The sequence below is a fragment of the Pseudoduganella sp. GW821-FHT12E03 genome (genome assembly GCF_058807115.1).
Genome location: NZ_JBXAQJ010000009.1, coordinates 118155 through 143209, shown reverse-complemented (window position 1 = coordinate 143209; position 25055 = coordinate 118155). Strand labels below are relative to the sequence as shown.

Here is a 25055-nt window from a genome sequence, read left to right as displayed (position 1 = left end):
TTTTGGCAGTGTATATTCCGACCATTACTTAAATAACACCAACGAAACCATGAGCAAACCGAGCCAGTTCGCCTTGATGTCCCAGCGGCGCTTCGCCCCGTTTTTCTGGGTGCAGTTTTTCGGCGCTTTCAATGACAACCTGTTCAAGACCGCGCTGGTGGTGGCGCTGGGCTTTGACGCCGCCAGCTGGACCACGATGTCCGCGTCCACCATCACCAACCTGATACCCGGCCTGTTCATCCTGCCGTACGTGGTGTTTTCCGCCACGGCCGGCCAGATCGCCGACAAGTTTGAAAAGGCCGGCCTGTCGCGCCTGGTGAAGTGGCTGGAAGTGGCGATCATGGCCATGACCGGTATCGGCTGGATGACGCACACCTTGTGGCTGCTGATCCTCGGCGTGGTGGGCATGGGCGTGCATTCAACCCTGTTCGGCCCCGTCAAATATGCCTACCTGCCGCAGCAACTGAAGCCGGAAGAACTGATGGGCGGCAATGGCATGATTGAAATGGGTACCTTTGTCGGCATCTTGCTGGGACAGGTGCTGGGCGCCGTGCTGGTGGCCACGCCGGGCAACGGCCTGCAACTGGTGGCGGCCGGCACCCTGGCGACGGCGGTGATCGGCCTGCTGGCGAGCTACCGCGTGCCGACCACGCCCGCGCCCGCGCCCGGCCTGAAAATCAACTGGAATTTCTTTTCCGAGTCGATCCGCAATATCCGCCATTCGGCCGGCAACCGCACCGTGTTCCTGTCGATGCTGGGCAACTCGTGGTTCTGGTTTTATGGCGCGCTGGTGCTGGCGCAATTCCCGGTCTACGCCAAGGATTACCTGCATGGCGATTCCAGCGTGTTCGTGCTGCTGCTGACGGTGTTTTCGCTGGGCGTCGGTACCGGCTCGCTGCTGTGCGAGCGCCTGTCCGGCCACAAGGTGGAAATCGGCCTGGTGCCGTTTGGCGCGATTGGCATGACGGTGTTTGGCGCCGACCTGTATTTCGCCAGCACCGGCTATCTGAACACGGCGGCAGTGGTGTGGAACACGTTCATCCAGCAAGACAGCGCGCTGCGCATCCTGTTCGACGTGGTGATGATCGGCGTGTTCGGCGGCTTCTTCATCGTGCCGCTGTTTGCCCTGATCCAGACCCGCTGCGACCCTGAGCACTTGTCGCGCACCATCGCCGGCATGAACATCCTCAATGCGCTGTTCATGGTGGCGGCCACCGGCGTCGCGATCGTGTTGCTGGGGCAGGGCTTTACGATACCCGAACTGTTCCTGGCCACGGCCATCATGAATGCCGTGGTGGCGGTGTACATCTTCTCGCTGGTGCCGGAATTCCTGATGCGCTTCCTGGCGTGGCTGCTGATCCACACTTTGCATAGCGTGAAAACCGTCGATGGCGACCGCATTCCCGAGAGCGGTCCCGCGGTCCTGGTGTGCAATCACGTCAGCTATGTCGATGCGATCGTGATCGGCGCCGCCAGCCCGCGCCCGATCCGCTTCGTGATGGATCACCGCATCTTTAAGATGCCGCTGCTGGGCTGGATCTTCCGTACCGCGAAAGCCATTCCAATCGCCCCGGCCAAGGAAGATCCGTGGCTGATGGAAAAAGCGTTTGTCGATATCGCCCAGGCGCTGCATGAGGGCGACCTGGTGTGCATTTTCCCGGAAGGCAAACTGACCTCCACCGGCGACATGAACGCCTTCAAGGGCGGCATCAACAAGATCGTTGAGCGCAGCAAGGTGCCGGTGATTCCGATGGCGCTGCGCGGCCTGTGGGGCCATGTGCTGAGCCGCAGCCAGGACAATGTGTTTGAGCGTGCTTTCCGCAAGGGCTGGCGCTCCAGCCTGGCGCTGGCGGTGGGACAGCCGGTGGCGCCGCATGAGGTTACGCCGGAGTTGCTGCATACGCAGGTGGCGCAATTGCGCGGGGACTGGAAGTAACGCGGGCATTCGGCGGCTTGCGCTACGCGCAAACCGCCCTACGCGGTGGCCTTCGCGATCCGCTCGCCGGCGAGGCGCAGCAGTTCGTTGAAGTCGACCGGCTTCGTCAGGTGGCAATCAAAGCCCGCATCCAGGGTGCGCCGCCGCGCCTCGTTTTGCCCCCATCCGGTTAGCGCCACCATGACGATCCGTTCGGCCCCCGGCTGCTGGCGGATCATGCGCGCGGCGTCATAGCCGTCCATGCCGGGCATGCCCAGGTCCATGATGACCAGGTCCGGCGCCTGCCTGCCCGTCGCCGCCACGGCGGCATAGCCGTCGTACACGGTTTCCACGTCGTAGTTTTCCATGTCGAACAGCGCGGCCAGCGATTCCGCCGCGTCACGGTTGTCATCGACCACCAGCACGCGTGGCCGGTGGCCGGACATACTGGTCCAGCGCGGCGCGGCAGTGGGCCCCGGCGGCGGCGGCTGAGCCGGCAGCGGCAGGCGGATAACAAATTCGCTGCCCTGGCCGGTGCCCGCGCTGGATGCTTCGACGGTGCCGCCATGCATTTGCGCGAACTGGCGCGCCAGCGACAAACCGATGCCCAGGCCGCTCGACATCTGGCCACTGACGGTGCGGCTTTGCTCGAACAGGTTGAATATTTTCGGGATCGCATCGGCATCGAGGCCGATACCGGTATCGCGGATGCTGACGCAAATCTGGGCCGGGCTGGTCGCCGTGGCTTCTTCGCGCCACGCGCTCACGCCGATATGGCCCCCTTGCGGCGTGAACTTGATGGCGTTGGACAGGATGTTCGAATAAATCTGCACCACGCGCGAATAATCGACATCGAGCACGATCGGCTCCACCGGTAAATCCTGGTCCATGTGGATGCGCTTGGCGATGGCGGTCTGCAGGCTCAGTTCGATCACATGGCGCATGATTTCACTGAATTTGAAGGCGCTGCGCTGCAGCTGGATCTTGCCGCTGGTGATGCGCGCCACGTCCAGCAAGTCATCGACCAGCCGCGTCAGGTGCACCACCTGGCGTTCCACCACTTCCTTGATGCGGGCGGCCGGTTCCGATTGCGGGAATAAATGCGTCAGCAGGGTGGCGGAGGTACGGATCGGCGCCAGCGGATTGCGCAATTCGTGGCCCAGGCTGGCCAGGAATTCATCTTTGCGCTGGTTGTTTTCCCTGACCTGGTATTGCTTTTCACGGCCGCGCAACAGCGCCTGCACCGCCGTGATCAGGGTCACGGTGCGCACCGGCCGTTCCATCAGGGTCAGGTTGCCCAGGCTGGCCACCGCGCGCCGCACCAGCAGCGAATCGCCGCCTTTTTGCGCCAGCAGCAGGATCGGCAAGTCAGACCAGTTGGGCTGGTGCGTGACGAAGTCGCTGAGCACGCGAAAGCCGCTGGCCGACAGCGCTTCTTCCACGGTGACCACGGCGCCGGCGCCCAATGCCAGTTGCTCGCGCAAATCCGTGACCGTGGCGCAAATGTGCGACGGGATATGCGCGGTGGCCAGCACTTTTTCCGTCAGCGCCGCGTTCTGGCCGCCGGGCGCGTAGATCAGGATGCGCGTTTCCACGTGGCGTCACCCTGGCTGCTCATTGGCGGGGACATTGGCCGGAGTGACCAGTGTCGGCACGCCGGTCAGGATGCCATGAAAGCCGCTCAGGACCGGGCCGACGCGCGGCCCTTGCCCGGTGATGCAAAAGCGGCGCAAGGTCCGTTCATGGCTGCTGCCCCGTTTCTTGAATACGGAAATCGCTTGCTGGACTTCGCCTGCCGTTTCGAAATAGCGCACCATGAGTACGTTGTCGGCAATGTAACTCGCGTCGGCGGCGGAAGTCATGGTGCTGCCGATCAGGCCGGCCTGCACGCCCACCACGATGGTGACGACGCCGCGCTGGCCCAGGAAGGTCAGCATCTCGTGCAGGTAGGTGGCCATGAAGCGCTCATCGGGCACCGCGTTCATGTAACCGTTCAGGCTGTCGATGACGATCACGCGGGCGCCCTGGTCGGCGGCGTCCACCACGGCCTGGCTGAACTGCCCCGGCGTCAGTTCGGCGGGATCGACTTGCTGCACGCTCAACATGCCGTCGGCAATCGCATTGCTCAAGCCCAGGTTCATGCCGTCGCAGCGGTTCAGCATATTGTTGCGCGACTCTTCAAACAGGAACATGGCACAGTGTTCTCCCCGCCTGCAGGCGGCGGAAACGCATTGCGCCGCCACGGTGGATTTGCCGGAGCCGGGCGGCCCCGCCACCAGCGTGCTGCTGCCTTCCTCGATACCGCCGCCCAGCATGGTGTCGAGTTCCGGCAAGCCGGTCGACAATTGGCCGCGCGATTGGCTCACCCGGCTGTCGGATGCCACCAGGCGGGGAAACACGCGCAAGCCCCCTTGGATGATGCGGTAATCATGGGCGCCGCCACGGAAGGCGATGCCCCGGTATTTCACGATGCGCAACTGGCGCCGCTCGTTGCCATAAGCCTGGTCGATCACGGAGAGCGTAATGACGCCATGGGCCACGCTGCGCACTTGCAAATCCGTGTTCAGCGCCGTGCGGTCATCGAGGAAAATGGTGGTGCAATTGCGGCTGGCCAGGTACTGCTTGAGTGCCAGGACCTGGCGCCGGTAGCGCAGCGCGCTTTCCGCCAGCAACTGCAGTTCGGACAGTGAATCGAGCACGGCGCGGGTCGGCTGGTATTTTTCGATGGCGCCCAGGATGCGCTGGGTGGTGGTGCCCAGTTCGATTTCCGATGGGTGGAAGATCGAGTATTGCTGGTCCGGATCGAGCGCGTTCTGGTCGGTGATGATTTCTTCGACATGGATGCCATCGAGGTTCCAGCCGTGTGAACTGGCGACCGAACCCAGCTCCGCCCTGGTTTCCGCCAGCGTGATGTACAGCACGGATTCGCCAAGGCGCAAGCCTTCGGTCAGGAATTGCAGGGCCAGCGTGGTTTTACCGGTACCTGGTTCGCCTTCCACCAGATACAGCCGGTCGCGCGTAAAACCGCCGGACAGGATGGTATCCAGGCCGGGCACGCCCGATGACAGGAATCGTCCGGTTTCGCTGTTCTGTTCCATTGTTGATTACCCGGTATTTGTGTCCTTCCGATAATAGCGCAACTGGAAAAACGGCCCTGTCCGATACGGATCGGTTAGGAAATGTACTTAATTATCATGGAGTTGTAGCGTTTCCCTACATATATGTGGTTACAAAACCGCCGGTTATACCGGGCCTGTGATTCTTACAATGTGAGCTTCCGGACAACTGGGAATTTAACCAAAATGACTTACCTGACCAAAAGTGCAGTAGCTGTCTCCTTCCTCGCCACGCTGGCCGCCTGCGGCGGCGACAATGCCGCCACGCCACCCCAGGGCGCACTGCCGCCCGTGCTGAAAGCCGTGCAGATCACGGCCGATTTCAACCAGGGCATCGACGGCTGGAAGGGCGATTCCAGCGATTATTCGGACGCCGACAAGCCGGAGAGTCTGGTCTTCGAGCAGCGCCCGCTGAGCGCGCCGTTGACCGGCAAGGGCTATTACGTGGCCGGCGTGAACCGCAGTGACGACTTGTTCCTGTTCGTGAAAAAGCAATTTGGCGGCTTCGTGCCGTCGGCCAGCTACAAGGTGAACTTCACCGTGAAATTCGCCAGCGACGTCTCGACCGGCTGCATGGGCGTGGGCGGTTCGCCGGGCGAAGCCGTATGGGTGGTGGGCGCCGCATCGGATACCGAACCGAAAGTGGTGGTCAACAATGGCCGCAAGGAATTGAATATCGATCGCGGCAACCAGGGCGGCGGCGGCAAGGCTGGCCAGGTGCTGGGCACCATCAACAACAGTGTGCCCGATTGCGGCACGCCGGTGATGGAATCGAAAACCGTCAAGAGCAAGGAACCGCTGACCGTGAAAGCCGATGCCGAAGGCAAGCTGTGGCTGCTGGTCGGGATTGATTCCGGCTTTGAGTCCGGCTCGAAGCTGACCTTCCAGTCGGTGGTGGTGGACGCGGAACCGATCAAGTAATCATGTAGCAAACCCGTCAGCAGGGAAGACTGTTCCCTTAACCGTGGCCGGTCCCGACCACGGCTTTCCACCCGCCCTTCAGCTTGAGGGCGGGTTTTTTTTAAGGCATCGTTAACTTGACTTGCTTAGAATGATCGTTCATTCTATAAAAAAGAAATAACCGGAAAGTCATTAACATGAAACCTCATTCCCTGATCCTGTTGACCACTGCCGCATTGGCGGCCGGCTGCAATCCGTCCACGGCTGGAGCACCGGCGCCCAAGGCGCCGGTGCCCGAAGTGGCGGTCCACACGGTGGCGCCGCGCGCCGTGGCCATCACCACGGAATTGCCGGGCCGCACCAGTGCTTACCAGGTGGCGGAAGTGCGCCCGCAAGTGGGCGGGCTGATCCGCCAGCGCCTGTTTACCGAAGGCGCCGACGTGAAGGCCGGCGCGCCGCTGTACCAGATCGATGCCGCCACTTACCAGGCCGCGTTCAATTCCGCCAAGGCCGCGCTGGCCAAAGCCCGGGCCAACTTGGCCGCCGCCACGCCAAAAGTGGCGCGCTACAAGGAACTGGTGGCGATCGAAGGCGTCAGCCGCCAGGACTATGACGATGCCGTGGCCGCCGCCGGCCAGGCGCAGGCTGAAGTGGAGGCGGCGGCCGCGGCGCTGGAAGCGGCTCGCATCAACCTCGATTACACCAGGGTTGCATCGCCCATCAGTGGCCGCATCGGCCGCTCGTCCGTGACGCAGGGCGCGCTGGTGACGGCCAGTCAGGCCGCCGCGCTGGCCACCGTGCAGCAGCTTGACCCGATCTATGTGGACGTGACCCAGTCCAGCACGGACTTGCTGCGCCTGAAGCGCGAAGTCGAAGCGGGCAGCTTGAAGCAGGGCGGCCAGGCCAGGGTCACGCTGATCCTGGCCGATGGCAGCCGCTATGCGCAGCAAGGCAAACTGCAGTTTGCCGACGCCAGCGTCGATCCGGGCACCGGCAACGTGGTGTTGCGCGCATTGTTCCCGAACCCGAAACACGATTTGTTGCCGGGCATGTTCGTGCGCGCGGTGGTGGAAAGCGGCGTCGACGCGCAAGCGATCCTGGTGCCGCAGCAGGGCGTGACGCGCAATCCGAAAGGCGAAGCGACGGCGCTGGTGCTGAACAGGGAGAACAAGGTCGAGCAGCGTGGATTGACCACGGGCGCCGCGATTGGCGACCAGTGGCAAATCAAAGCCGGGCTGGCGGCCGGGGACCGCGTGATTATCGATGGCTTGCAAAAGGTCAAACCGGGAGCTGCGGCGGTGGCCGCACAGGGCGGGGCAACCGCGGCGGCGCAGCAGGCGCCAGGTCCGGCCCGGCCAGGGCAGCCGGTCGCATCGCACAGCGCGGCAACGCGCATGCCGCAGCAGGCGCTGGCCGCAAATCCGGGCGGCGCGGGTGCGCAGCCTGGCGCGGCGCGTTAAGGAGTCGCCATGGCACGTTTCTTTATCAACCGTCCCATCTTTTCATGGGTGGTCGCGATCGTCATCATGCTGGCGGGCGCCATCGCCATCCTGCGCCTGCCGGTGTCGCAATACCCGAGCATTGCGCCGCCCGCGATCACCATCAGCGGCAGCTACCCGGGCGCATCCGCGAAAACAGTGGAAGACGCGGTGACCCAGGTCATCGAGCAAAAGATGAAAGGCATCGATGGCTTGCGCTACATGGGTTCCAGCAGCGACGGCACGGGCGGCATCAGCATCACGCTGACGTTCGCCAACGGCGTCAATCCGGACATCGCGCAAGTGCAGGTGCAAAATAAACTGCAACTGGCCACGCCGCTGTTGCCGGCGGTGGTGACGCAGCAAGGCCTGGTGGTGTCGAAGTCCACCAAGAACTTCCTGATGGTGCTGGGTTTTGTCTCGGAAAACGGCGCCATGACGCAATCGGACCTCGGCGATTACGTCGCGGCCAATGTCATTGATCCGCTGTCGCGCGTGCAGGGTGTCGGCGACGTGACCTTGTTCGGCTCGCAGTATGCGATGCGCATCTGGCTCGACCCGTCGAAACTGCAAAGCTACCAGTTGACGCCGGCCGACGTGTCGGCGGCCATCACGGCGCAAAACGCGGAAGTGTCGGCCGGTGAACTGGGCGGCGCGCCCGCCGTGCCGGGCCAGCAATTGAATGCCACGGTGTCGGCACAAAGCCGCTTGCAGACGCCGGAACAATTTGGCGCGATCCTGCTGAAAACCACCAGCGGCGGCGCCACCGTGCACTTGCGCGACGTGGCCCGCATGGAACTGGGCAGCGAGAACTACAACACCGTGGCGCGTTTCAATGGCCATGCCGCCACCGGCGTCGCCATCAAGCTGGCGACCGGCGCCAATGCGCTCGACACCGCGCAGGCGGTGCGCCACAAGATCGACCAGCTCGGCAAGCAATTCCCGGCCGGGATGAAAGCCGAAGTGGCGTTCGATACCACGCCGTTCGTTCAACTGTCGATCGAGGAAGTGGTGAAAACCCTGCTCGAAGCCGTGGTGCTGGTGTTCCTCGTGATGTACCTGTTCCTGCAAAATTTCCGCGCCACCCTGATACCCACCATGGCGGTGCCGGTGGTGTTGCTGGGCACCTTCGCTGTCTTATCCGCGCTCGGTTACTCCATCAATACGCTGACCATGTTTGCCATGGTGCTGGCGATCGGCTTGCTGGTCGACGACGCCATCGTCGTGGTGGAAAACGTGGAAAGGGTGATGACCGAAGAGGGCTTGTCGCCCAAGGAAGCGACCTTGAAATCCATGGGCCAGATCACCGGCGCATTGGTCGGCATCGCGCTGGTATTGTCCGCCGTGTTTGTGCCGATGGCATTCTTTGGCGGCTCCACCGGCGTGATTTACCGCCAGTTCGCCGTCACCATCGTGGCGGCCATGAGTTTGTCGGTGCTGGTGGCGATGGTGTTTACGCCGGCGCTGTGCGCGACGTTCCTGAAGCCGGGCCACCCCGCGCCGGCGACGGGTTTCTTTGCCTGGTTCAACCGCACCTTTGAGCGCGGCAGCAGCCGTTACCAGGGCTGGGTCGGCGCGATGATCCGCCGGGGCGGGCGTTCGATGGCGCTGTATGCGGTGCTGGTGACTGTGCTGGCCGTGCTGTTCGCGCGCCTGCCAACGTCGTTCCTGCCGGAAGAAGACCAGGGCGTGCTGTTCGCCCAGGTGCAATTGCCGGCCGGCGCCACGCAGCAGCGCACCCTGAAAGTCATCGAGCAGGTCGAACACCACTTCCTGGAGGGCGAAAAAGCCAACGTGGCGTCGATCTTCACGGTGGCCGGTTTCAGCTTCGGCGGCAATGGCCAGAACACGGGGATCGCCTTCGTGCGCCTGAAAGACTGGGCCGAACGTCCCGGCGCCGCCAACCGTGCGAAAGCCGTGGCGGGCCGCGCGATGGGCGCTTTCTCGACAATCCGCGACGCCATGGTGTTTGCGTTTACGCCACCGGCCGTGCTGGAACTGGGCAATGCCGGCGGCTGGGATATGCAGCTGCAAGACCAGGGCGGCGTCGGCCACGACAAGCTGATGGCGGCCCGCAACCAGTTGCTGGGCATGGCGTCGAAAAGCCCGCTGCTGACGGGCGTGCGCCCGAATGGCCAGGAAGATACGCCGCAATACAAGATCGCGATTGACCAGCAAAAAGCCGGCGCGCTGGGCTTGTCGATTGCCGACGTGAACCGCGTGCTGTCGACCGGCTGGGGCAGCGCCTACGTCAACGATTTCGTGGACCGTGGCCGCGTCAAGAAAGTCTTCATGCAGGGCCAGCCGGATTCGCGCATGGCGCCGGAAGATTTGAATAAATGGTTTGTCCGCAATGCGCAGGGCGAGATGGTGCCATTCTCGGCCTTCGCCAGCGGCCAGTGGGTGTATGCGTCGCCACGGCTGGAGCGCTACAACGGCGTGCCGTCGGTGGAAGTGCTGGGCATGCCCGCGCCGGGCGTGAGTTCCGGCGCCGCCATGGCGGAAATGGAAAAGCTGGCCAGCCAGCTGCCGGCCGGTATCGGCTTCGAGTGGACCGGGTTGTCGATGGAAGAACGCGATTCGGGTTCGCAGACGCCGGTGCTGTACACCTTGTCGATCCTGATGGTGTTCCTGTGCCTGGCCGCGCTGTATGAAAGCTGGTCGGTGCCGTTTTCCGTGCTGCTGGTGGTGCCGCTGGGTGTGATCGGCACGGTGCTGGCGACATGGGGCTTCAAGTTATCGAACGACGTGTATTTCCAGGTCGGCTTGCTGACGGTGGTCGGGCTGGCGGCCAAGAATGCGATCCTGATCGTGGAATTCGCCAAGGAATTGCAAGAGCAGGGCATGGCGCTGAAGGACGCGACCTTGCAGGCGGTGCGCCTGCGCTTGCGGCCGATCCTGATGACGTCGATCGCGTTCGGCCTCGGGGTGCTGCCGTTGGCGCTGGCCAGCGGCGCCGGTTCCGGCAGCCAGAACGCGATTGGCGTCGGGGTATTGGGCGGCATGCTGACCGCGACGTTCCTGGGTATTTTCTTTGTGCCGGTGTTCTTTGTGCTGGTGCGCGGATGGTTTGCAAGACGCGCCGCGGTTGCCGCCACGGCAGTATCGGTAGGAGTGTGAAGATGAAACGAAGCCTGATTTCCCTGGCCGCGCTGGCGCTGCTGTCCGCGTGCAGCCTGGCCCCGGTCTATGAACGTCCCGCCGCGCCGGTTGCCGCTGCCTGGCCGCAGGGCGATGCCTACCAGCCCGCATCCAGTGCCACCGGTGCGGTGACGGCGGCTGACGTGGCATGGCGCGACTATTTTGCCGACGAGCGGTTGCGCGAAGTGATTGCGCTGGCGCTGGCCAACAACCGCGATTTGCGTGTGTCGGCGCTGAATATTGAAAAAGCCCGCGCGCAATACGGTATCGAGCGCGCCGCGCAAGTTCCCTCGGTTTCCGCCGCGGGCGGGCAGGCCGCGCAGCATGCCAATGGCGTGACCGGCCGCCAGTACAGCGCCAATATCAATGTGGCGTATGAACTGGATTTCTTTGGCAAGGTGCGCAACCTGTCGGAAGCGGCGCTGCAGCAATACCTCGGCACGGAAGAAGCGCGCCGCGCGCAGCACATGTCGCTGGTGGCGGAAGTGGCGAATGCCTGGCTGGCACTGCAGGCGGACCGCGAACGCCTGCTGCTGGCGGCCGATACGCTGAAGAGCCAGCAAATCACCTATGCGTTAAGCAAGCGCCGTTTCGAGGCGGGCGCCACGTCTGGGCTTGATATGCACGAAGCGCAGACCAGCGTGGAAGCGGCGCGCAATGACATGGCGGTGTACACGGCGCAGGTGGTGGCCGATGAAAATGCGCTGGTCTTGCTGGTGGGGGCGCCGGTGCCGGCGCATCTGGTTGCGCCGGTGTCGACCGCTGGCGCGGCCAGCATGGCGGCCGATGCGGTCGGCGCGGCTGCGGTGCGGCAAGCGCCGGACGTGCTGGCCACCGTCGCGGCAGTGCGCGAGTTGCCCGCAGGCGTGCCGTCAGAGGTGCTGGCGCGCCGTCCGGATGTCTTGGCGGCCGAACGCACCTTGCAGGCGGCCAATGCCAACATCGGTGCGGCGCGCGCGGCGTTCTTCCCCAGCATTTCACTGACGGCGGCTGCCGGTGCTGCCAGCGGCGACTTGTCGTCGCTGTTCCAGGCGGGGGCGGGCACATGGAGTTTCCTGCCCTCGGTACGCTTGCCGATTTTCGATGGCGGCGCCAACCGCGCCGCGCTGGGCGTGGCGCAGGCGGACCGCGATATCGCGCTGGCGCGTTATGACAAAGCCGTGCAGTCGGCATTCCGCGAAGTGGCCGATGCACTGGCGCAGCGCGGGACGCTCGACGAGCGGCTGTCATCGCAGGCGGCGCTGGTGGATGCGGCGCAAAAAAGCTTCCGGATTCACCAGGCGCGCTACAGCAAGGGCAGCGAATCGTACCTGAATGCGCTGGTGTCGCAGCGCGCGCTGTATGCGGCGCAGCAGGCGATGATTACCGCGCGCCTGGCCAAGGCGTCGAACCAGGTGGCGCTGTATAAAGTGCTCGGCGGCGGCGCGCAGTAACTTAAGCCGGCTTCCATTCCAGCGCCGCGTGGCCGCCGTCAATGCCGGTGAACTGGAAATCGCAGCGCTGGCACAGGCGCTGGGCGGGATTGCCCAGCGTGACATGCAGGCGCACGGGCAATCCCAGCCGCTCGCCATGCGCTTGCAATCCTCGCAGCAAGCCTTTGCCGATGCCCCGTCCACGGCATTCCGGCAGCAGGCTGACATCGATCAGCCGCATTTCGTGCTCGCTGAAATGCACGTACAGGCGGCCGACAGGCTGGTCGTGTTCGACGATAATGGTGATGTCCGCGCCGGGAAACTGGCGGCGCCAGTGGGTTTGCTGGGCCAGGCACTGTGCCCGCACCAGCAGCGCTTCGGCTTCGCTGTCGCAGCCGCGCAAGTGCGACGGCGGGCGGGTGCTGGCATACAGGTGCTGCAGGAAGGGCTGGTCGGCCCCGGTGGCCGGGCGCAGCGCGATGGCGGGTGTGGTTGCAACTGCGGTCTTGGCTATCATCAGAGCTGCCTCCTCGCATGAAACTATCTTGTTTTTATGATATCTCAAAAACCCGTACGAGACTTGTCGAAATTGACAAAACGTGCTGCCTTGTCCACAGTACTGGCAAGAAAGGGCACTCTTGCATGAGTAACAACGAAAAAAGACATAACGACCCTGAGCGCGCTCAAGTGCGCCGTCAGCAGGTGCTTGACGCTGCCGCCATTTGCTTCAAGCGTAGTGGTTTCCATGGCGCCAGCATGTCTGAAATCTCGAAAGCCGCCGGCATGAGCGCCGGCCATATCTATAACTACTTCGACAGCAAGGACGCCATCATTGCGGCCTTTGTCGAGCAAAACGTGGAACGGGTGTCGGCCATCCTGCGCGACCTGGAACAGCGCGCCGATCCATTGAAAGCACTGGTGGACGATGCCGAACGCAGCGTGGCCGACCATGTTGAATCCGACCGCATCGCGCTGCAGCTGGAAATTTGGGCGGAAGCGTCGCGCAATCCCGCGATTGCCGCCGTGGTGCGCGATGCCGACCTGCGTTCGCGCACCTATTTCCGCAATGTGCTGAAAGCCGCGCGCGAGCGCCACCAGCTCGATGCCAGCGATGACGCCGTGGATGGCTTGATGGAAGCCGTGATCGCGGTATTCCATGGCTTGCACGTGCGCGCCATCCATAATCCCGGCGCCGGCCGTCCGGCCATCGTCGCTTCGGTCCGCAATGCCTTGCGGGCCATGCTGTTTTCCTGACCGAGGAGCCTTCATGAGTTCCAGCTATGTTTTCCCTGTCCGTGATGTGGTCGGCCTGCCTGTCGCGGGCGCCGATGCGCAATTCCCCGTGCGGCGCGTGTATTGCGTCGGCCGTAACTATGCCGGCCATGCGCGCGAAATGGGGTCCGATCCGGACCGCGAACCGCCATTCTTCTTTTGTAAACCGGGCGACGATGCAGCCATTGTGCCGGCCAAACCGGGCATGGTGACGGAACTGCCGTACCCGCCGCAAACCAGCAATTATCACTACGAGTGCGAGCTGGTGGTGGCCATCGGCAAGGGCGGGCGCGACATCCCGGTGGCGCAGGCGCTCCAGCACATCTATGGCTATGCGGTGGGCTTCGACATGACCCGGCGCGATTTGCAGGGCCAGATGAAAGATGCCGGCCGTCCGTGGGAAGTGGGCAAGGCGTTTGACTATTCGGCGCCGATCGGCGTGATCCACCGCGCGCAGGACGTGCCGGGAATCGAGCAGGCATCGATCGCGCTGTCCGTCGATGGCCAGGTGCGCCAGTCGAGCAGCATTGCGCACCTGATCTGGTCGCTGTCGGAAACCATCGCCAACCTGTCGACCTTGTGGGAATTGCAGCCGGGCGACCTGGTGTTCAGCGGCACGCCGGAAGGCGTCGGTGCGGTGCAGCGTGGCCAGACCCTGGTGGGGGAAATTGCCGGGCTGACGCCGCTGGTGGTGAAGATCGTTTAACCGGCCCGTTTAACCGGCACGCGGGCGCAGCAGCGCATCGATCGCCTGCAGCCCCGCCAGCGCCCCATCGCTATTCCGCAATCGCGCGCACCGGCCACCGCCGGTTCGCGTGGATTGATGCGCACCAGGCGCCCGCCACCGTGCACGACCCGTTGGCCAAAATGCCGCACCGATGGAATCACCGTGCCGGCGCCCAGTTCCACCACCACCGGCCGCCGCGCCCTGGACAGCCAGCGCAGCAACCGGTCCTGCTGCGCCGCCGAACGCTGTTCCAGCCATTCCCCGTCGCCAAACATCAAGATATTCGGCCGTGCCAGTCCGCCGCAATGCGGGCAGCGGGGCGCTGCATTGACCAGCCGGCACGCATCCGGGTCGACTTCCGGCTGGAAGGCGTCGGCAGGCCAGATCGCGCCGCTGCACGGTTCCATGCATTGCAAATGGTGAATCGAGCCATGGCATTCGACGATGCGCTGTGGATCAATGCCCGCTTGCTGGAACTGGCCATCGACATTGCTGGTAAACACCGCCAGCCCGTGGTCCATGTTGCCGCCCCAGGCGCGCAGCAGCGCAAAACCTGGATGGGGCAGGGTGGCGCGGTACAGCGCCAGGCGGTGGCCATAAAACCCCCAGGCCAATGCCGGGTCGGTGCGGAAGGTGTGGGGCGACGCCACGCTGGTGAATGCCATCCGCGTCCGGCCCAGGGCGGGATACGCCGTCCAGAAGCCTTCATTGCCACGGAAGTCGGGCAAGCCGGAATCGACGCCCATGCCGGCGCCGGCGGTGACGAGGAGGGCGTCGGCATCGGCGATCAGGGCGGCGGCGCGGGTGAGGGCGGTGTTGGTCATGGCGGGTGGTCTTGGATGGAATTGGCGCGCGGCGTTTGATGGGGCATTTTAGGCGCAGCGGGGGGGATTCCCGATTTTTTAGGACTTACTAATTCGTGTTATCGCTCGATACCTTGCACTTTCCTGCCCTAACTCGTTCGATGGTCCGGCGTAGTCGAAAAAATTGTAGCAAACTTGTCGTTCCCATTACATTTTTTGGGGCGCCTGCTATAATGCGCCAGTCGTCGGGGCGTAGCGCAGCCTGGTAGCGTACTTGCATGGGGTGCAAGGGGTCGGAAGTTCGAATCTTCTCGCCCCGACCAATAGAATCAACGGGATAGGCCAGTCTTCGGACTGGCCTTTTTCGTATCTGGGATTTTTACCCCTACAATTACCCCTACGGATTTCCAGGCTCGCGTGGCACGGTGCGATATCGCGTGCAACCGGTCATGCGTTCCTGCGGCTGGCATCAATGCAATGTTGTTGCCATTGGGCGATCTCCGAGGCGTCCCAGGCGATGGTGTTGGGACCGATGGGGATCGGTCTGGGCAGTACTCCCGCCTTCACCTTGCGCCAGATGGTGGTTCGGGACCATCCGGTGGCCTCTATCACAGCAGGCAGGCGCAGGAATTTCCTTGGTGTGGTCATGACGTGCTCCTTCATTACTTGTGCGGCAAATGGGAATGGCGAAATGGTGCCGACTGTGGGGACAGTCCGTGGCGGATGTTCGGTGGAGACGGCCAGAGTCGCGCGCCAAGGGCCGGAGGCCGCGAGGGCGAACGAAGGCTAATCTACTTGACTTGACGGGGCTGACTGACAGCGTTCCGGCGCGGCTGCTAACGCAACCGCGCCGGATGCCTGTACTGTCCGGACCCTCTAACCTGTGGAAATACTCAATAGGCTTGCCTACTTCGGCAGGGCCAGCTGCTACTTTTGTCAATGTAGGTGGTGCGGGGCGCCGTGTCAAACCGTGTGTGCCGTATTACCGCGAACGTGGTACTGGCGCTGGTTATGGAAATTGTCCAGCCGCCGTTTGGATATGGTCGGTGAGAATGTGTGAGTTTTTCTAATTTGCAACATGATATGCTGCGTCATTGGCTGCATTCGGCCAAAAGCGGCCGTCCAAAATTCGAATTTGCTTACCTGCGGATTGACTTCGAATGTTAACCCATCCGATCTCCCTTATGTCGAACAACACCGTAATTGATTGCACGCAATGCTCAGTCCGCGTAAAGGCTGATATCAAGTCCTGGGTAGGCGATGCTCAGAACGAGGCGTACTTCGTCCTTGAGTGCCCTTCCTGTCAACAACCGCTTTTCGGAAAGTCTTTTGTCTACCAGGACGAGCGGGGAAATTTCGAATGGAGCAATGCAGAAAGACTGTGGCCTGTACCGGCGGCTACCGAAGTATCATCGTCAATTCCTGAGGCGGCCAGACGCGATATTAAGGATGCACAGAAGTGTCTTTCCCATGGCATCAACTCAGCTGCCGCAGTCCTTTGCGGAAAAGCGTTGGAGAGACTGATCAAGGAAAAGGCCGGGGCGAATATGATCGCGAAAGGCCTCGCCGAGCTGAAGGCGAAAGGGGTCATTGATGAGCGACTTTTCAATTGGGCAGAAGCTCTGCGCAAAGAACGCAACATCGGCGCGCACGCGTCTGACCAAGAAACGACAAAAGAAAATGCCCAGGATGTCATCGACTTCACGATCGCAATTTTTGACTACGTCTACACACTGAGCGAGAAATACGAGAGATACGTTGCTCGAAAGGCTGCACATACGCCAATTGCTTAACCCTCACCGAAATCAACAAAATTCTTGAATGGGATCGTAAATGACCGATACACTCGAATTGAATAAGCAACAGGGCAAAAAAATCTCGTGCTTCTGTCGGAGCTGTCATCGCGACACGAAGCACGAAATTATCTCTGAGGCGACCCTGACTGGGAGGGTAGAAGAAGGGGGAGGCTATTCAACTGATTGGTCTATCGAGCATCAAATCATAAGATGTCTCGGCTGCGAAACGTTCTCATTTCGCAAGGTCGCTGGGACCGAACACGACTATGTCCAAATTGGCGAGAACGAATATGAATACCAGGCCAGCGTAGATGTGTACCCCAATCCTCGCGAAGGTCGGCAACCACTTGCGGACGTAGGACTTCTGCCAGATAAGATTCAACGAATCTATGAGGAATCGCTTCAGGCATTGAATGATACTCAGCCAGTTTTGTGCGGAATCGGAATTCGGGCGATTATTGAAACCGTATGTAAAGACAGAAGTGCGACGGGCGACAACCTCTATAACAAAATTAATTCGCTCGTGGGCTTGGGCGTGCTGACAAAAGATGGATCGGACATTTTGCATAAACTTCGTACCCTTGGAAATGATGCAGCTCACGAAGTAAAGCCGCACTCTCTTCAAGAGCTTGGCCTCGCATTCGATGTAGTTGATCATCTTTTGTTGGGAGTATATATCCTGCCTGAACATGCAAAGAAAACATTCAAATAATTCGAAGAGTGTCGATAGCGACTCTGATAGTGTTCGTTAAGAATGGCGGGGGGCCGTGACCATCGGCAATGGGGCGAAAGCTGACCACCCCTTTATCTGTATTGCGGCTGACGCTGTGCGCGGCGTTGTTCCATAGCGACGCCTGACGTCTCCGAGCAAGAGGCAGAGCGGCGGGGTTGCTAAACTGTTACCAGAGTTGCGTAGAGTCCCTTCTTTGTATGGACGTGACGTCCAAACAAGTTCAAAGACGTCCAAAGACGTCCATAACTCCAATCAAGCCGAATTCCCCGCATTGCCAAGAACATAGTATGCCGCGCGCCGCTCACCGTGCTGCAGCAGTTGGCCGGATTCCTTCAGCCGCTTCAAGAGATCACGTGCCTGAATCGGCGTCAAACGGCACAAATCGGCGACGTCGCCACGGCGTACCATCCCATGCTGCCGAACATAGTTGAGCACCATTTGCTCCTGCTGCAAGCTGCTGAACCCCATCTGGCGTGTATATGCCGCCTTACTTCCTTCAACCTGATAAACGCCGGCGGCCAAGGTATAGGTACGGCCACGCGTGGCGCCATGGGCTTGCGCTAGGCCCGCCTCGACAAGGGCTTCCAGTGTGCGCTTGGCCTGCGCCGGATCGCGCTGGATGTGTATGGCCAGTTCGTCGGTCGTCAGGCGTTTCAAACCTTTCAGCGCCGCCAGGGCAATCAGACTGTCAATCGGCAGCGGACTGCCGCGCAGGCTTTCCTCTTCGATCACCCGCTTCAAAAATGCCTCGTCCGCATCCGTCGTCGCCATGCGCAAAACGACGCTGGTGGCATCGGTACGCCGATAGTCTGGCTCGGGCCGCCCGAAACGCAACATGCCACGATAGATCTTGTCGACACCGCGACCGGAACGTTCAACCACGCCTATACGCTTCATCGCATCGGCCAGGGCACGGTTGCGCGGCCTCGGCTCGGTGGTCAGCAAGTTGGCCAGCGTCACGCCGTCCATCAGTCCGCCAGGGTTGCTGATTGTCAGTCCCTCGTCGTCCATTCGCACATGCACGGCACCCAGACGGTGATAGTCACGGTGAACCAGCGCATTGGCAACGGCCTCACGGAACGCGCCCAGGTCCACCTTGGGCACCGGCACCCGGAACAGGCCGACTTGTATCTCGCGCTCGGGATTGTATGGGCGGAAATTCGTCTCCAGCCAGTCGAGCGCCTTGAGCAGCGGGAAGCGGCGGAATTCATTGAAGCGGACTGCCTCGCGCTCCAATACCTGGAATGCGAACTCGTGCGTTGGCACCAGTTCGCGCAAGGCCAGCTCCTTGCCGACCAGCAGCAGGCCGGTCAGCGTGGGCGCGCGGGCGCCGTCGCTCTGGCGCGCAGTCAGGCCCAGCGCGCCGTCGAGCGCCTCGTCATCGAGTTCAAGCAGGACGCGGTCGCCGCCGTATTGCTGCACGCACTGGCGCAGGCGTTCGCGTTCAAGCGGGTCAAGGTCGTGCAACTTGGCGCCAGCGACCACCTGCGCCGAGGCATCTACCAAGCCGAAGGTGCTGACGCGGCTGCTGCGTTCATGTGGCAGCATCGCCACGCATTCGGGCTGGCCATCGGCCTTCAGGCGCCGGCGCAGGTACACGCCGCCAGTGGTCGCCACTTCGCCGTGGGCCTTGGGTACCGCGATATGGGCCACGTTCACAGTGCCCAGCGCGACCGGCGTAACCGTGACGGCCAGCGAGGGCGAGGTGCGCGCGGCTATAAGTCCTGCCAACCCGGCGATTTGCAAGTGTTCGATGTGCAGTCCGGTTGGCGTGCCATTGTCCTCCACTCCCAGCCACAGCTCGCCACCGTCAGCGTTGGCCAGGCAGATCACGGCCTCAACCAGGTCGTTGTCGGACAGGCGTTTGCGGTCGCTTTTGAATTCGACGGTGAGGGATTCGCGGGGTGGCAGGATCGGGATCATGGTTCGGCAAGAGATGGAAGGCCAAGTATCGACAGCATTGCGACAACTGTCAAATCCGTGGCGCCGGTTAATGTGTGCCGCCAATCGGCGCCGGAAAGTCACCGGCCTAAATACACGCAAGTGACCTGTTCGCGAAAATGCCCCATGTCCATCGACAATTGGCGCCGGGCGGATTGGTCGACTAATTTGTCGGAAGCATTTAGCTGTTTCGACGTCATGCCGCCACTTGCCGGACACGGCCAGCCAGTCAACTCAGCATAGCGTCGCTGCGCATACTCATGGCGCAGCCCATGCACACCATGGATGCCCGCCTTGTCGCACTGCGCCCGAAAGCGGTTCAACTGATCCCGATATCGCATCTCCGCCGGAATCAAGCTGCCTTTACCTGCCAGCGCCTTGGCAGCATCCAGCACGGCCCGTTGTTGTACAGTGGTGATCGGTACCTCCCGGTATTTGCCGCCCTTGGTCCAGCTCTGCTGCAACCGCAAGAAATTCCCGCAATCGGCCCAGCCTGGCTGGATCTTGATGCTTTCCTCGCGCCGCAACCCAAACGCCGCCTGCAACTGCAAGGAGATCCGCGTATAGGGATCGGTCACGCGGGCCAGCATGTCGGCGCCCAGCACCTTGGCCTTCGAGACATTGGTGACGAACACCCGTTTGGCGACCCCGTATTCGCCATTGGAGCGCGCAATGATGTTCTCCTTGCCGATCTTCTCGGCCCACCAGCGCAAGGCGCTCGGCGGTTCTTGAGCGTCCCTGTACTGATGCCGTCCTGCTTCCATTTATCAAGCAGCGCCGCTACATGCTTCGGTTTCAAACTATCCGCGCCCAATTGCCGGAAGCCCCGTTCCGCCAGGTCGTTCGCACACAGGTTCAATAGGCGCTCACGGTCGGCCTGAGTCGCAAAGCTGCCGTCCCGGTTGCGATGACACAGTTGTTTGAGCTGGTGGTTCAAGTCGCGCATGGCTAAGTCCTCCTTCCGATCTATGGGGTTCAACACAACATCGATGCCGCGTGGTGTAAGTCAGTCCGGTGAGTGTTTCTGGCCACCTGTACTGCCGCAGCAGGACAGGTTTTGTATAAAGGCCTCGGGGCACCACCCCCGTGTTTGCGGTTGCTGTTACTGCCTGCCCGCGCCGCATGCGCGTATGGCACCGCTGCGCGATCCCGGAGGGAGCTGCCGCAGCGGGGACCAATTACCCAGGGTCCATGGAGTGCACCTCGTGCACGTATCGAAACAACTAACCAGCCCGAAGCGGGCGAAGACATCGCAAGGCTTGTCTGCGATGCGGGGCGCCTGGCCCCGTCACTGAACACCATCACGCGGAAGTAAACCGCTTGCCGTCAGGGTCTATGCCGCTGGCGGCGCGTCGTCACTGGCAGCACGCCGCCAGTAACGACGCGCGGGCTCGCATTCGTGACAACTGTTCTGGGTAACGCCGCTGTCGCACGGTGTGCGACGGTCGCGGCGAATCGGAAGCGCCTGCGGTGGCGCTGCATGCGCGAAGCGCTGTCTTCCAGCGATCAAACTGCCGGAGGTGCACGCCAGCCGCGCAGGACGCAACGCAGGGCTTAATGCGGCCCGCAACCACAAGGAGTTGGAGGGCCAATCTCGGCAAGAGGCTTGCCCTTGCCAAGTCGCGCCGCTTGGGCGCTCATCTTGAAAAACACTCTGCCGGGTTACGGCACTTCTCGTCGTTGGCCAGGTTGCCGTGTACGACTAAACGATGCTTTCACATCGCAACATAAAGACGGGTGACGACCGCAACGGCGGAAACGCCCGCAACGCCTGTGTCCCGCACACAGGAACATGCTCGATAGCATGGCGGTGGAATCGATATCCCACCAGCGAGAAGCCTTCATTTTATTCCGCGCACGCGAGCTTTCAAGCCCCACGATTGCCGCAATATGCTTTTGCCGTGCACGCGGGCCATGCTGAAAGCTAGGGAGACGATATGAGCCGTGACAGGTGTTCACCCAGCACGCGCCACGCCTCCCGTTTCTCGTCGGCGTAGTCATGGTGCAGATAGTGCCGCCGCACCTTGCTGCCGCCCAGCACATGGTTCTGGCAGCGGTCGATGACTTCAATACTGACGCCCAGCCGCTGCATCATGGTCGCGCCAGTGCGGCGCAGGTCGTGCGAAGTCCATGGCCCTGTCAGGCCACCGGCCAGGATCAGTGTATTGTCGTGCACGCGGTTCTTCATGGGCGGGGCAGGGGAGCCATCCTTGTTGCGCCTGAACTGGCTCTGGCGGTCCCTGATTTGCTTGGTGAATGACTTCACGTCGATATGGTGCTTGCCGTCCCGGGACGGGAAGCACCACGCGGTATCGCCTGATACCGCATGCAACTGCTTGAACTGTTCCAGCGCGAACGCGGACAGGAAAATCGTCAGGTCGCTGACATTGCCTTTCACGTTGGCCTTCGGGATGAACCATTCGCCGTTTTCCAGATCAACATGGTCCCAGCGCGCCATCGATGTCTCGCCCACGCGGGTCAGTGTCGACAGCATGATCCAGATGGCATGCCGCGTCACCGGTTCCAGCGGCTGCGCCACTACGCGCTTGTTCGGCGCGGCGCCGTATTCGGCTTGCCGTTGCGCGAAGATGCCATGCAGTTCCGTCACCTCGGCGTCGGACAGCACGCGGTCGCGGAAGGTGTTCATGTCGTAGTCCGGCGACACGATCTTTTCGATCTCAATTAATTCCATCGGGTCGCCTTCCACCAGCAGCTTGCGCCACGGCTGGCGTTTGCGCGCCCACGCGAACAGTTGCGTCAGGTTGCTGTGCAAAATCACCGCCGACCGGTTCACGCCACGCTCGACCAGCGAGCGCAGCACGGCGCGCAAGTCGTGTTCCGTCAAATCTTTTACAGCTATGGTCCCGATCTTCGGCAGCGCGCTCACGCCAAACTGGCGCAGCAGTTCCGCGTTGCCATCCTTGCGGCGCACGCCGTCCCTGATCCAGGCGTCGAACATGTCCTGCACCGTCAGCGCGGTCGTCCGCTGCACTTCCATCGCCGCCAGCTTGGCGGCGGTCTCTTCCTGCCGCTCGTGGCGAATAATTTTCTTTTCTGCGGCGGGATCGATACCAGCGGCAACTTTGGTGCGCGCTGCATCGCGGGTGGAACGGATCGCGGCCAGGCTGTCGGTCGGCCAGGTGCCGCACGAGTAGTCCCGGGACTTGCCGTCGAAGCGGTAGCGGTAGTAAAACGAGACGGCGACCTTGCCATCCGACTTGGCGCGCACGCGGCCAAACAGGTTGCCTTCTTCGCGCAAGATGGCGCCGGTCTGGTCGGCACGAACCGCCTCAAGAGTACGCTGGGTAAGCTTGGTCATATCGATATAAAGGGTCGGAAGTAGGCGATTTTTACCCCTACATTTACCCCTACAGATTTCCAAGCTCGCAGTGTATGGGAAGGAACTGGCTGAAACCAATTAATTTTATAAATTACTGATTTTAAACGGATATTTAATGATTTTTGAGATCGCGTGAAACCGCCTGAAACACCCAAAAAATCGGATGGGGTGCAAGGGGGCGGAAGTTCGAATCTTCTCGCCCCGACCAATAGAATCAACGGGAAAGGCCAGTCTTCGGACTGGCCTTTTTCGTATCTGGGCAACTCGCATTCATTGCCGGCCGCCTCGCCGGACACCTTCGATGCTGGCATTGCGGCGGCATTCTGTTTGCCGGCAACCTGATCGGCAAAAAAATTATCCATCCGCCAGGATATTTTTCAATTACTCCAATAAAATCATTGGCTTGTGAGCAAAGGTTGTCGGCAAGGAGATCGGTAAAATGTTCAGTGAAATTCATCAGTTCGAGCCGACATTGCCAAGTGACCGGCTGTGGCGAGACTTGCTCGTCTCACTTAACCTCAACTACTCGAACCGTCCGGTGCGGACCCGCATGCCGGATGGTGTGGCAGGGGATCGGTCAGTTACACTGGCCACCCCTATGCCTATATGCGGGAAAATTACCCATACTGATTTTTGGCATCCCCAAACACTACATAATGACCATTATTTTGCTCGTTAGTGAGTGATTTTAAAGGCTAAAATAATAGCCATTGCATGTCATCTCAGCTCTAGCACAAGCTCCATTAGAGAGCTAAAATAATGGCCCTATCGCCATAAATTTTCAGATAAAAGACACTATGTTGGACTTTGCCTTTGCCACCCAACAGGAAATCTGCGCCGAGCTCGGCCAGCGGCTCAAGCGCCAGCGTCTGGTGCAGGCGCTGACGCAGAAAGACCTCGCCGAGCGTGCCGGTGTCGCCCTCGGCACAGTGAAAAATCTGGAAAGCAAGGGCATTTCCTCGCTGGAATCCCTTATCCGCGTCGTCATGGCGCTGGGTTTGCTTGACGAGCTGGCTTCGCTGTTCGAGCTGCAAGCCACGCATTCGATTGCCCAGATGGAGCGTGCCCAACTGGCCGAGCGTAAACGCGCGCCCCGCCGCAGTAAATTGCCGGCAAAATATGATTAAGAAAGTCGATGTCTTTTATGAAGGCTGGGGCGAGCGCTGGCATCTGGCCACCCTGGCCGACGATGGTCGAAAGCTGCTGTTCGAATACAGTGCAGAGGCGCTGGCGCAAGGCTTGGAGCTGTCGCCACGGCATTTGAAATTGCGCGCGGCGGCATATGGTGATTTTCCCGCTCACCAGCTCGGGCTGCCGGGGCTGATTGCCGATGCGCTACCGGATGGCTGGGGCGTGCTGTTGATGGACCGCCTTTTTCGCCAGAATGACATCGAGCCGACCCGCGCCTCGGTGCTCGATAGGCTATCGTTCATAGGCCAGCGCGCCATGGGCGCATTGAGTTTCCAGCCTGCTACCGCAAACGCTTTGCCCAGCGACGATGTGGATTTGCTCAATCTCGCGCAGCAAGCGCAATCGCTGCTCAGCGGTGAAGGCAGCACCATGCTCAGGCAACTCGCACTGATGGGCGGCTCCCCGCATGGCGCGCGTCCCAAGGTGCTGGTGCATCACCATGCCGCCACCGGTCAAATGAGCACACATCCCTTTGACGGTAGCGCACCCTGGCTGGTGAAATTCCAGGCGCAAAACGAGCATAAAGAAGTCTGCGCCATTGAGCACCTGTACGCCCGGCTGGCGCGTGAATGTGGCCTGGATATCCCTGTCACGCGGTATTTCGACCTGAGCCCGCAACTGGCCGCCTTTGGCATTGCCCGCTTTGATATGGCGGGAACTATGCGTATTCCCACTCACACATTGGCCGGGCTGTTGCACGCCAACTTTCGTCTGGCCGGCTCGGTCGATTACACGACGTTCTTGCGTGCCACGCGCTTTCTCACCCGCGACGAGCGCGAAGTGCAACAGGCGTACCAGCGCACCGTGTTCAACGTGCTGTTCAACAACCGCGATGACCACCCCAAGAATTTTTCCTATCTCTTGGGGCGGGACCGCCGCTGGGGCTTGTCGCCCGCGTATGACCTCACCTTCTGCACCGGGCCTGCGGGCTATCACCAGATGGACGTCTGTGGCGAGGCGCTGCGCATCAGCCGCGTCCACTTGCTGCAACTGGCGGCGCAATGTGGGCTCGACCAGTGTTGGGCGGAGCAGGTGCTTGAGCTGCAACTCACTGTGGCCGCGACCTTTGCTGCACAAGCCTCGCAGTACGCGATTCGCACATCCACGCAGCAAGACATCGCCGCAATCATCGCGGCCAACGCTGCACGGCTCAGGGCCGCGTAAATAACAGCGACATTCTCCAGAAGGAAAGGATTATGGTCCTATGGCATCCGGCCAGGTGTTGCCTTATTGCTGCAAGACTGTTTGTTTGTACAGGCTGTATAAATAATCAGGTATCATTTGCGTGTC

General features: G+C 61.4%; 19 protein-coding genes, 1 tRNA gene and 1 pseudogene. 12 read left to right on the top strand and 9 right to left on the bottom strand.

What is annotated here, in order from left to right; all coding sequences use genetic code 11:
- Positions 1 to 49: 49 nt before the first annotated feature.
- Positions 50 to 1936, top strand: a complete 1887-nt coding sequence (locus AC1RRC_RS22760; RefSeq protein ID WP_493057815.1) for an MFS transporter — start codon at positions 50 to 52, stop codon at positions 1934 to 1936.
- A 38-nt stretch (positions 1937 to 1974) separates the two neighbouring features.
- Here AC1RRC_RS22760 and AC1RRC_RS22755 read toward each other — a convergent pair whose 3' ends face one another.
- A complete protein-coding gene (locus AC1RRC_RS22755) occupies positions 1975 to 3510 on the bottom strand; it encodes a hybrid sensor histidine kinase/response regulator (RefSeq protein ID WP_493057814.1) in 1536 nt (511 codons plus the stop codon).
- Between the two features lie 6 nt (positions 3511 to 3516).
- Positions 3517 to 5013: an ATPase domain-containing protein gene (locus AC1RRC_RS22750; protein WP_493057813.1), complete on the bottom strand. Its 1497-nt coding sequence runs from the start codon at positions 5011 to 5013 to the stop codon at positions 3517 to 3519.
- Positions 5014 to 5217: 204 nt separating this feature from the next.
- Here AC1RRC_RS22750 and AC1RRC_RS22745 point away from each other — a divergent pair, with 204 nt between their 5' ends.
- From AC1RRC_RS22745 to AC1RRC_RS22730, 4 genes are all read left to right on the top strand, one after another.
- Entirely contained in the window at positions 5218 to 5952 is a 735-nt protein-coding gene (locus AC1RRC_RS22745) for a hypothetical protein (protein WP_493057812.1), read from the top strand.
- A gap of 176 nt (positions 5953 to 6128) precedes the next feature.
- Positions 6129 to 7391, top strand: a complete 1263-nt coding sequence (locus tag AC1RRC_RS22740) for an efflux RND transporter periplasmic adaptor subunit (protein ID WP_493057811.1) — start codon at positions 6129 to 6131, stop codon at positions 7389 to 7391.
- Between the two features lie 9 nt (positions 7392 to 7400).
- On the top strand, positions 7401 to 10529 hold the full coding sequence (locus AC1RRC_RS22735; protein WP_493057810.1) for an efflux RND transporter permease subunit: 3129 nt from the start codon (positions 7401 to 7403) through the stop codon (positions 10527 to 10529).
- 2 nt (positions 10530 to 10531) lie between these two features.
- Positions 10532 to 11983, top strand: coding sequence for a TolC family protein (locus AC1RRC_RS22730; protein ID WP_493057809.1), 1452 nt, complete (start codon positions 10532 to 10534; stop codon positions 11981 to 11983).
- Between the two features lies 1 nt (position 11984).
- Here AC1RRC_RS22730 and AC1RRC_RS22725 read toward each other — a convergent pair whose 3' ends face one another.
- Together AC1RRC_RS22725 and AC1RRC_RS22720 are read right to left on the bottom strand one after the other, a co-directional pair.
- A complete protein-coding gene (locus tag AC1RRC_RS22725; RefSeq protein ID WP_493057808.1) occupies positions 11985 to 12479 on the bottom strand; it encodes a GNAT family N-acetyltransferase in 495 nt (164 codons plus the stop codon).
- Positions 12480 to 12523: 44 nt separating this feature from the next.
- Positions 12524 to 12709 carry a hypothetical protein gene (locus AC1RRC_RS22720; protein WP_493057807.1) on the bottom strand — a complete coding sequence of 62 codons (186 nt, stop codon included), beginning with the start codon at positions 12707 to 12709 and terminating at the stop codon, positions 12524 to 12526.
- A 9-nt stretch (positions 12710 to 12718) separates the two neighbouring features.
- Between AC1RRC_RS22720 and AC1RRC_RS22715 the strand changes: the two genes are divergently transcribed.
- Entirely contained in the window at positions 12719 to 13216 is a 498-nt protein-coding gene (locus AC1RRC_RS22715; RefSeq protein ID WP_493057806.1) for a TetR/AcrR family transcriptional regulator, read from the top strand.
- Between the two features lie 13 nt (positions 13217 to 13229).
- Positions 13230 to 13940 (top strand): fumarylacetoacetate hydrolase family protein, encoded by a 711-nt coding sequence (locus AC1RRC_RS22710; protein ID WP_493057805.1) that lies wholly within the window; start codon positions 13230 to 13232, stop codon positions 13938 to 13940.
- Here the strand turns inward: AC1RRC_RS22710 and AC1RRC_RS22705 are convergent.
- Positions 13937 to 14785, bottom strand: a complete 849-nt coding sequence (locus AC1RRC_RS22705; RefSeq protein ID WP_493057804.1) for an SIR2 family NAD-dependent protein deacylase — start codon at positions 14783 to 14785, stop codon at positions 13937 to 13939. The two genes, AC1RRC_RS22710 and AC1RRC_RS22705, sit on opposite strands and share 4 nt — an antisense overlap.
- Before the next feature lie 225 nt (positions 14786 to 15010).
- On the opposite strand from AC1RRC_RS22705, the gene AC1RRC_RS22700 reads away from it, so the two are divergent.
- Positions 15011 to 15087 (top strand) — tRNA-Pro (locus tag AC1RRC_RS22700).
- A gap of 124 nt (positions 15088 to 15211) precedes the next feature.
- Here the strand turns inward: AC1RRC_RS22700 and AC1RRC_RS22695 are convergent.
- On the bottom strand, positions 15212 to 15412 hold the full coding sequence (locus AC1RRC_RS22695) for a helix-turn-helix transcriptional regulator (protein ID WP_493057803.1): 201 nt from the start codon (positions 15410 to 15412) through the stop codon (positions 15212 to 15214).
- A gap of 536 nt (positions 15413 to 15948) precedes the next feature.
- On the opposite strand from AC1RRC_RS22695, the gene AC1RRC_RS22690 reads away from it, so the two are divergent.
- Entirely contained in the window at positions 15949 to 16557 is a 609-nt protein-coding gene (locus tag AC1RRC_RS22690) for a DUF4145 domain-containing protein (protein ID WP_493057802.1), read from the top strand.
- A gap of 40 nt (positions 16558 to 16597) precedes the next feature.
- Positions 16598 to 17272, top strand: coding sequence for a DUF4145 domain-containing protein (locus AC1RRC_RS22685; RefSeq protein WP_493057801.1), 675 nt, complete (start codon positions 16598 to 16600; stop codon positions 17270 to 17272).
- A 273-nt stretch (positions 17273 to 17545) separates the two neighbouring features.
- Here the strand turns inward: AC1RRC_RS22685 and AC1RRC_RS22680 are convergent, their stop codons facing one another.
- The 3 genes and pseudogenes from AC1RRC_RS22680 to AC1RRC_RS22670 all read right to left on the bottom strand — a co-directional run bounded on the left by AC1RRC_RS22680 (position 17546) and on the right by AC1RRC_RS22670 (position 22553).
- Positions 17546 to 19216: a DNA glycosylase AlkZ-like family protein gene (locus AC1RRC_RS22680; RefSeq protein WP_493057800.1), complete on the bottom strand. Its 1671-nt coding sequence runs from the start codon at positions 19214 to 19216 to the stop codon at positions 17546 to 17548.
- Positions 19217 to 19314: 98 nt separating this feature from the next.
- Positions 19315 to 20180, bottom strand: a pseudogene (locus AC1RRC_RS22675) (phage integrase N-terminal domain-containing protein).
- A 978-nt stretch (positions 20181 to 21158) separates the two neighbouring features.
- Positions 21159 to 22553, bottom strand: a complete 1395-nt coding sequence (locus tag AC1RRC_RS22670) for a tyrosine-type recombinase/integrase (RefSeq protein WP_493057799.1) — start codon at positions 22551 to 22553, stop codon at positions 21159 to 21161.
- 818 nt (positions 22554 to 23371) lie between these two features.
- Between AC1RRC_RS22670 and AC1RRC_RS22665 the strand changes: the two genes are divergently transcribed.
- Together AC1RRC_RS22665 and AC1RRC_RS22660 are read left to right on the top strand one after the other, a co-directional pair.
- Positions 23372 to 23701 (top strand): helix-turn-helix domain-containing protein, encoded by a 330-nt coding sequence (locus AC1RRC_RS22665; protein ID WP_493057798.1) that lies wholly within the window; start codon positions 23372 to 23374, stop codon positions 23699 to 23701.
- On the top strand, positions 23694 to 24929 hold the full coding sequence (locus AC1RRC_RS22660; protein ID WP_493057797.1) for a type II toxin-antitoxin system HipA family toxin: 1236 nt from the start codon (positions 23694 to 23696) through the stop codon (positions 24927 to 24929). The genes AC1RRC_RS22665 and AC1RRC_RS22660 overlap by 8 nt, the downstream gene beginning before the upstream one ends.
- Positions 24930 to 25055: the final 126 nt, after the last annotated feature.

What these genes read in the sequence shown, in the direction of transcription:
- AC1RRC_RS22690 (WP_493057802.1), top strand. Translation starts at nt 15,949, where the DNA reads ATGTCGAACAACACCGTAATTGATTGCACGCAATGCTCAGTCCGCGTA.
- AC1RRC_RS22725 (WP_493057808.1), bottom strand. Translation starts at nt 12,479, where the DNA reads ATGATAGCCAAGACCGCAGTTGCAACCACACCCGCCATCGCGCTGCGC.
- AC1RRC_RS22670 (WP_493057799.1), bottom strand. Translation starts at nt 22,553, where the DNA reads ATGACCAAGCTTACCCAGCGTACTCTTGAGGCGGTTCGTGCCGACCAG.
- AC1RRC_RS22660 (WP_493057797.1), top strand. Translation starts at nt 23,694, where the DNA reads ATGATTAAGAAAGTCGATGTCTTTTATGAAGGCTGGGGCGAGCGCTGG.
- AC1RRC_RS22730 (WP_493057809.1), top strand. Translation starts at nt 10,532, where the DNA reads ATGAAACGAAGCCTGATTTCCCTGGCCGCGCTGGCGCTGCTGTCCGCG.
- AC1RRC_RS22705 (WP_493057804.1), bottom strand. Translation starts at nt 14,785, where the DNA reads ATGACCAACACCGCCCTCACCCGCGCCGCCGCCCTGATCGCCGATGCC.
- AC1RRC_RS22760 (WP_493057815.1), top strand. Translation starts at nt 50, where the DNA reads ATGAGCAAACCGAGCCAGTTCGCCTTGATGTCCCAGCGGCGCTTCGCC.
- AC1RRC_RS22715 (WP_493057806.1), top strand. Translation starts at nt 12,719, where the DNA reads ATGTCTGAAATCTCGAAAGCCGCCGGCATGAGCGCCGGCCATATCTAT.
- AC1RRC_RS22740 (WP_493057811.1), top strand. Translation starts at nt 6,129, where the DNA reads ATGAAACCTCATTCCCTGATCCTGTTGACCACTGCCGCATTGGCGGCC.
- AC1RRC_RS22720 (WP_493057807.1), bottom strand. Translation starts at nt 12,709, where the DNA reads ATGGAAACCACTACGCTTGAAGCAAATGGCGGCAGCGTCAAGCACCTG.
- AC1RRC_RS22695 (WP_493057803.1), bottom strand. Translation starts at nt 15,412, where the DNA reads ATGACCACACCAAGGAAATTCCTGCGCCTGCCTGCTGTGATAGAGGCC.
- AC1RRC_RS22735 (WP_493057810.1), top strand. Translation starts at nt 7,401, where the DNA reads ATGGCACGTTTCTTTATCAACCGTCCCATCTTTTCATGGGTGGTCGCG.
- AC1RRC_RS22710 (WP_493057805.1), top strand. Translation starts at nt 13,230, where the DNA reads ATGAGTTCCAGCTATGTTTTCCCTGTCCGTGATGTGGTCGGCCTGCCT.
- AC1RRC_RS22745 (WP_493057812.1), top strand. Translation starts at nt 5,218, where the DNA reads ATGACTTACCTGACCAAAAGTGCAGTAGCTGTCTCCTTCCTCGCCACG.
- AC1RRC_RS22680 (WP_493057800.1), bottom strand. Translation starts at nt 19,216, where the DNA reads ATGATCCCGATCCTGCCACCCCGCGAATCCCTCACCGTCGAATTCAAA.
- AC1RRC_RS22750 (WP_493057813.1), bottom strand. Translation starts at nt 5,013, where the DNA reads ATGGAACAGAACAGCGAAACCGGACGATTCCTGTCATCGGGCGTGCCC.
- AC1RRC_RS22665 (WP_493057798.1), top strand. Translation starts at nt 23,372, where the DNA reads ATGTTGGACTTTGCCTTTGCCACCCAACAGGAAATCTGCGCCGAGCTC.
- AC1RRC_RS22685 (WP_493057801.1), top strand. Translation starts at nt 16,598, where the DNA reads ATGACCGATACACTCGAATTGAATAAGCAACAGGGCAAAAAAATCTCG.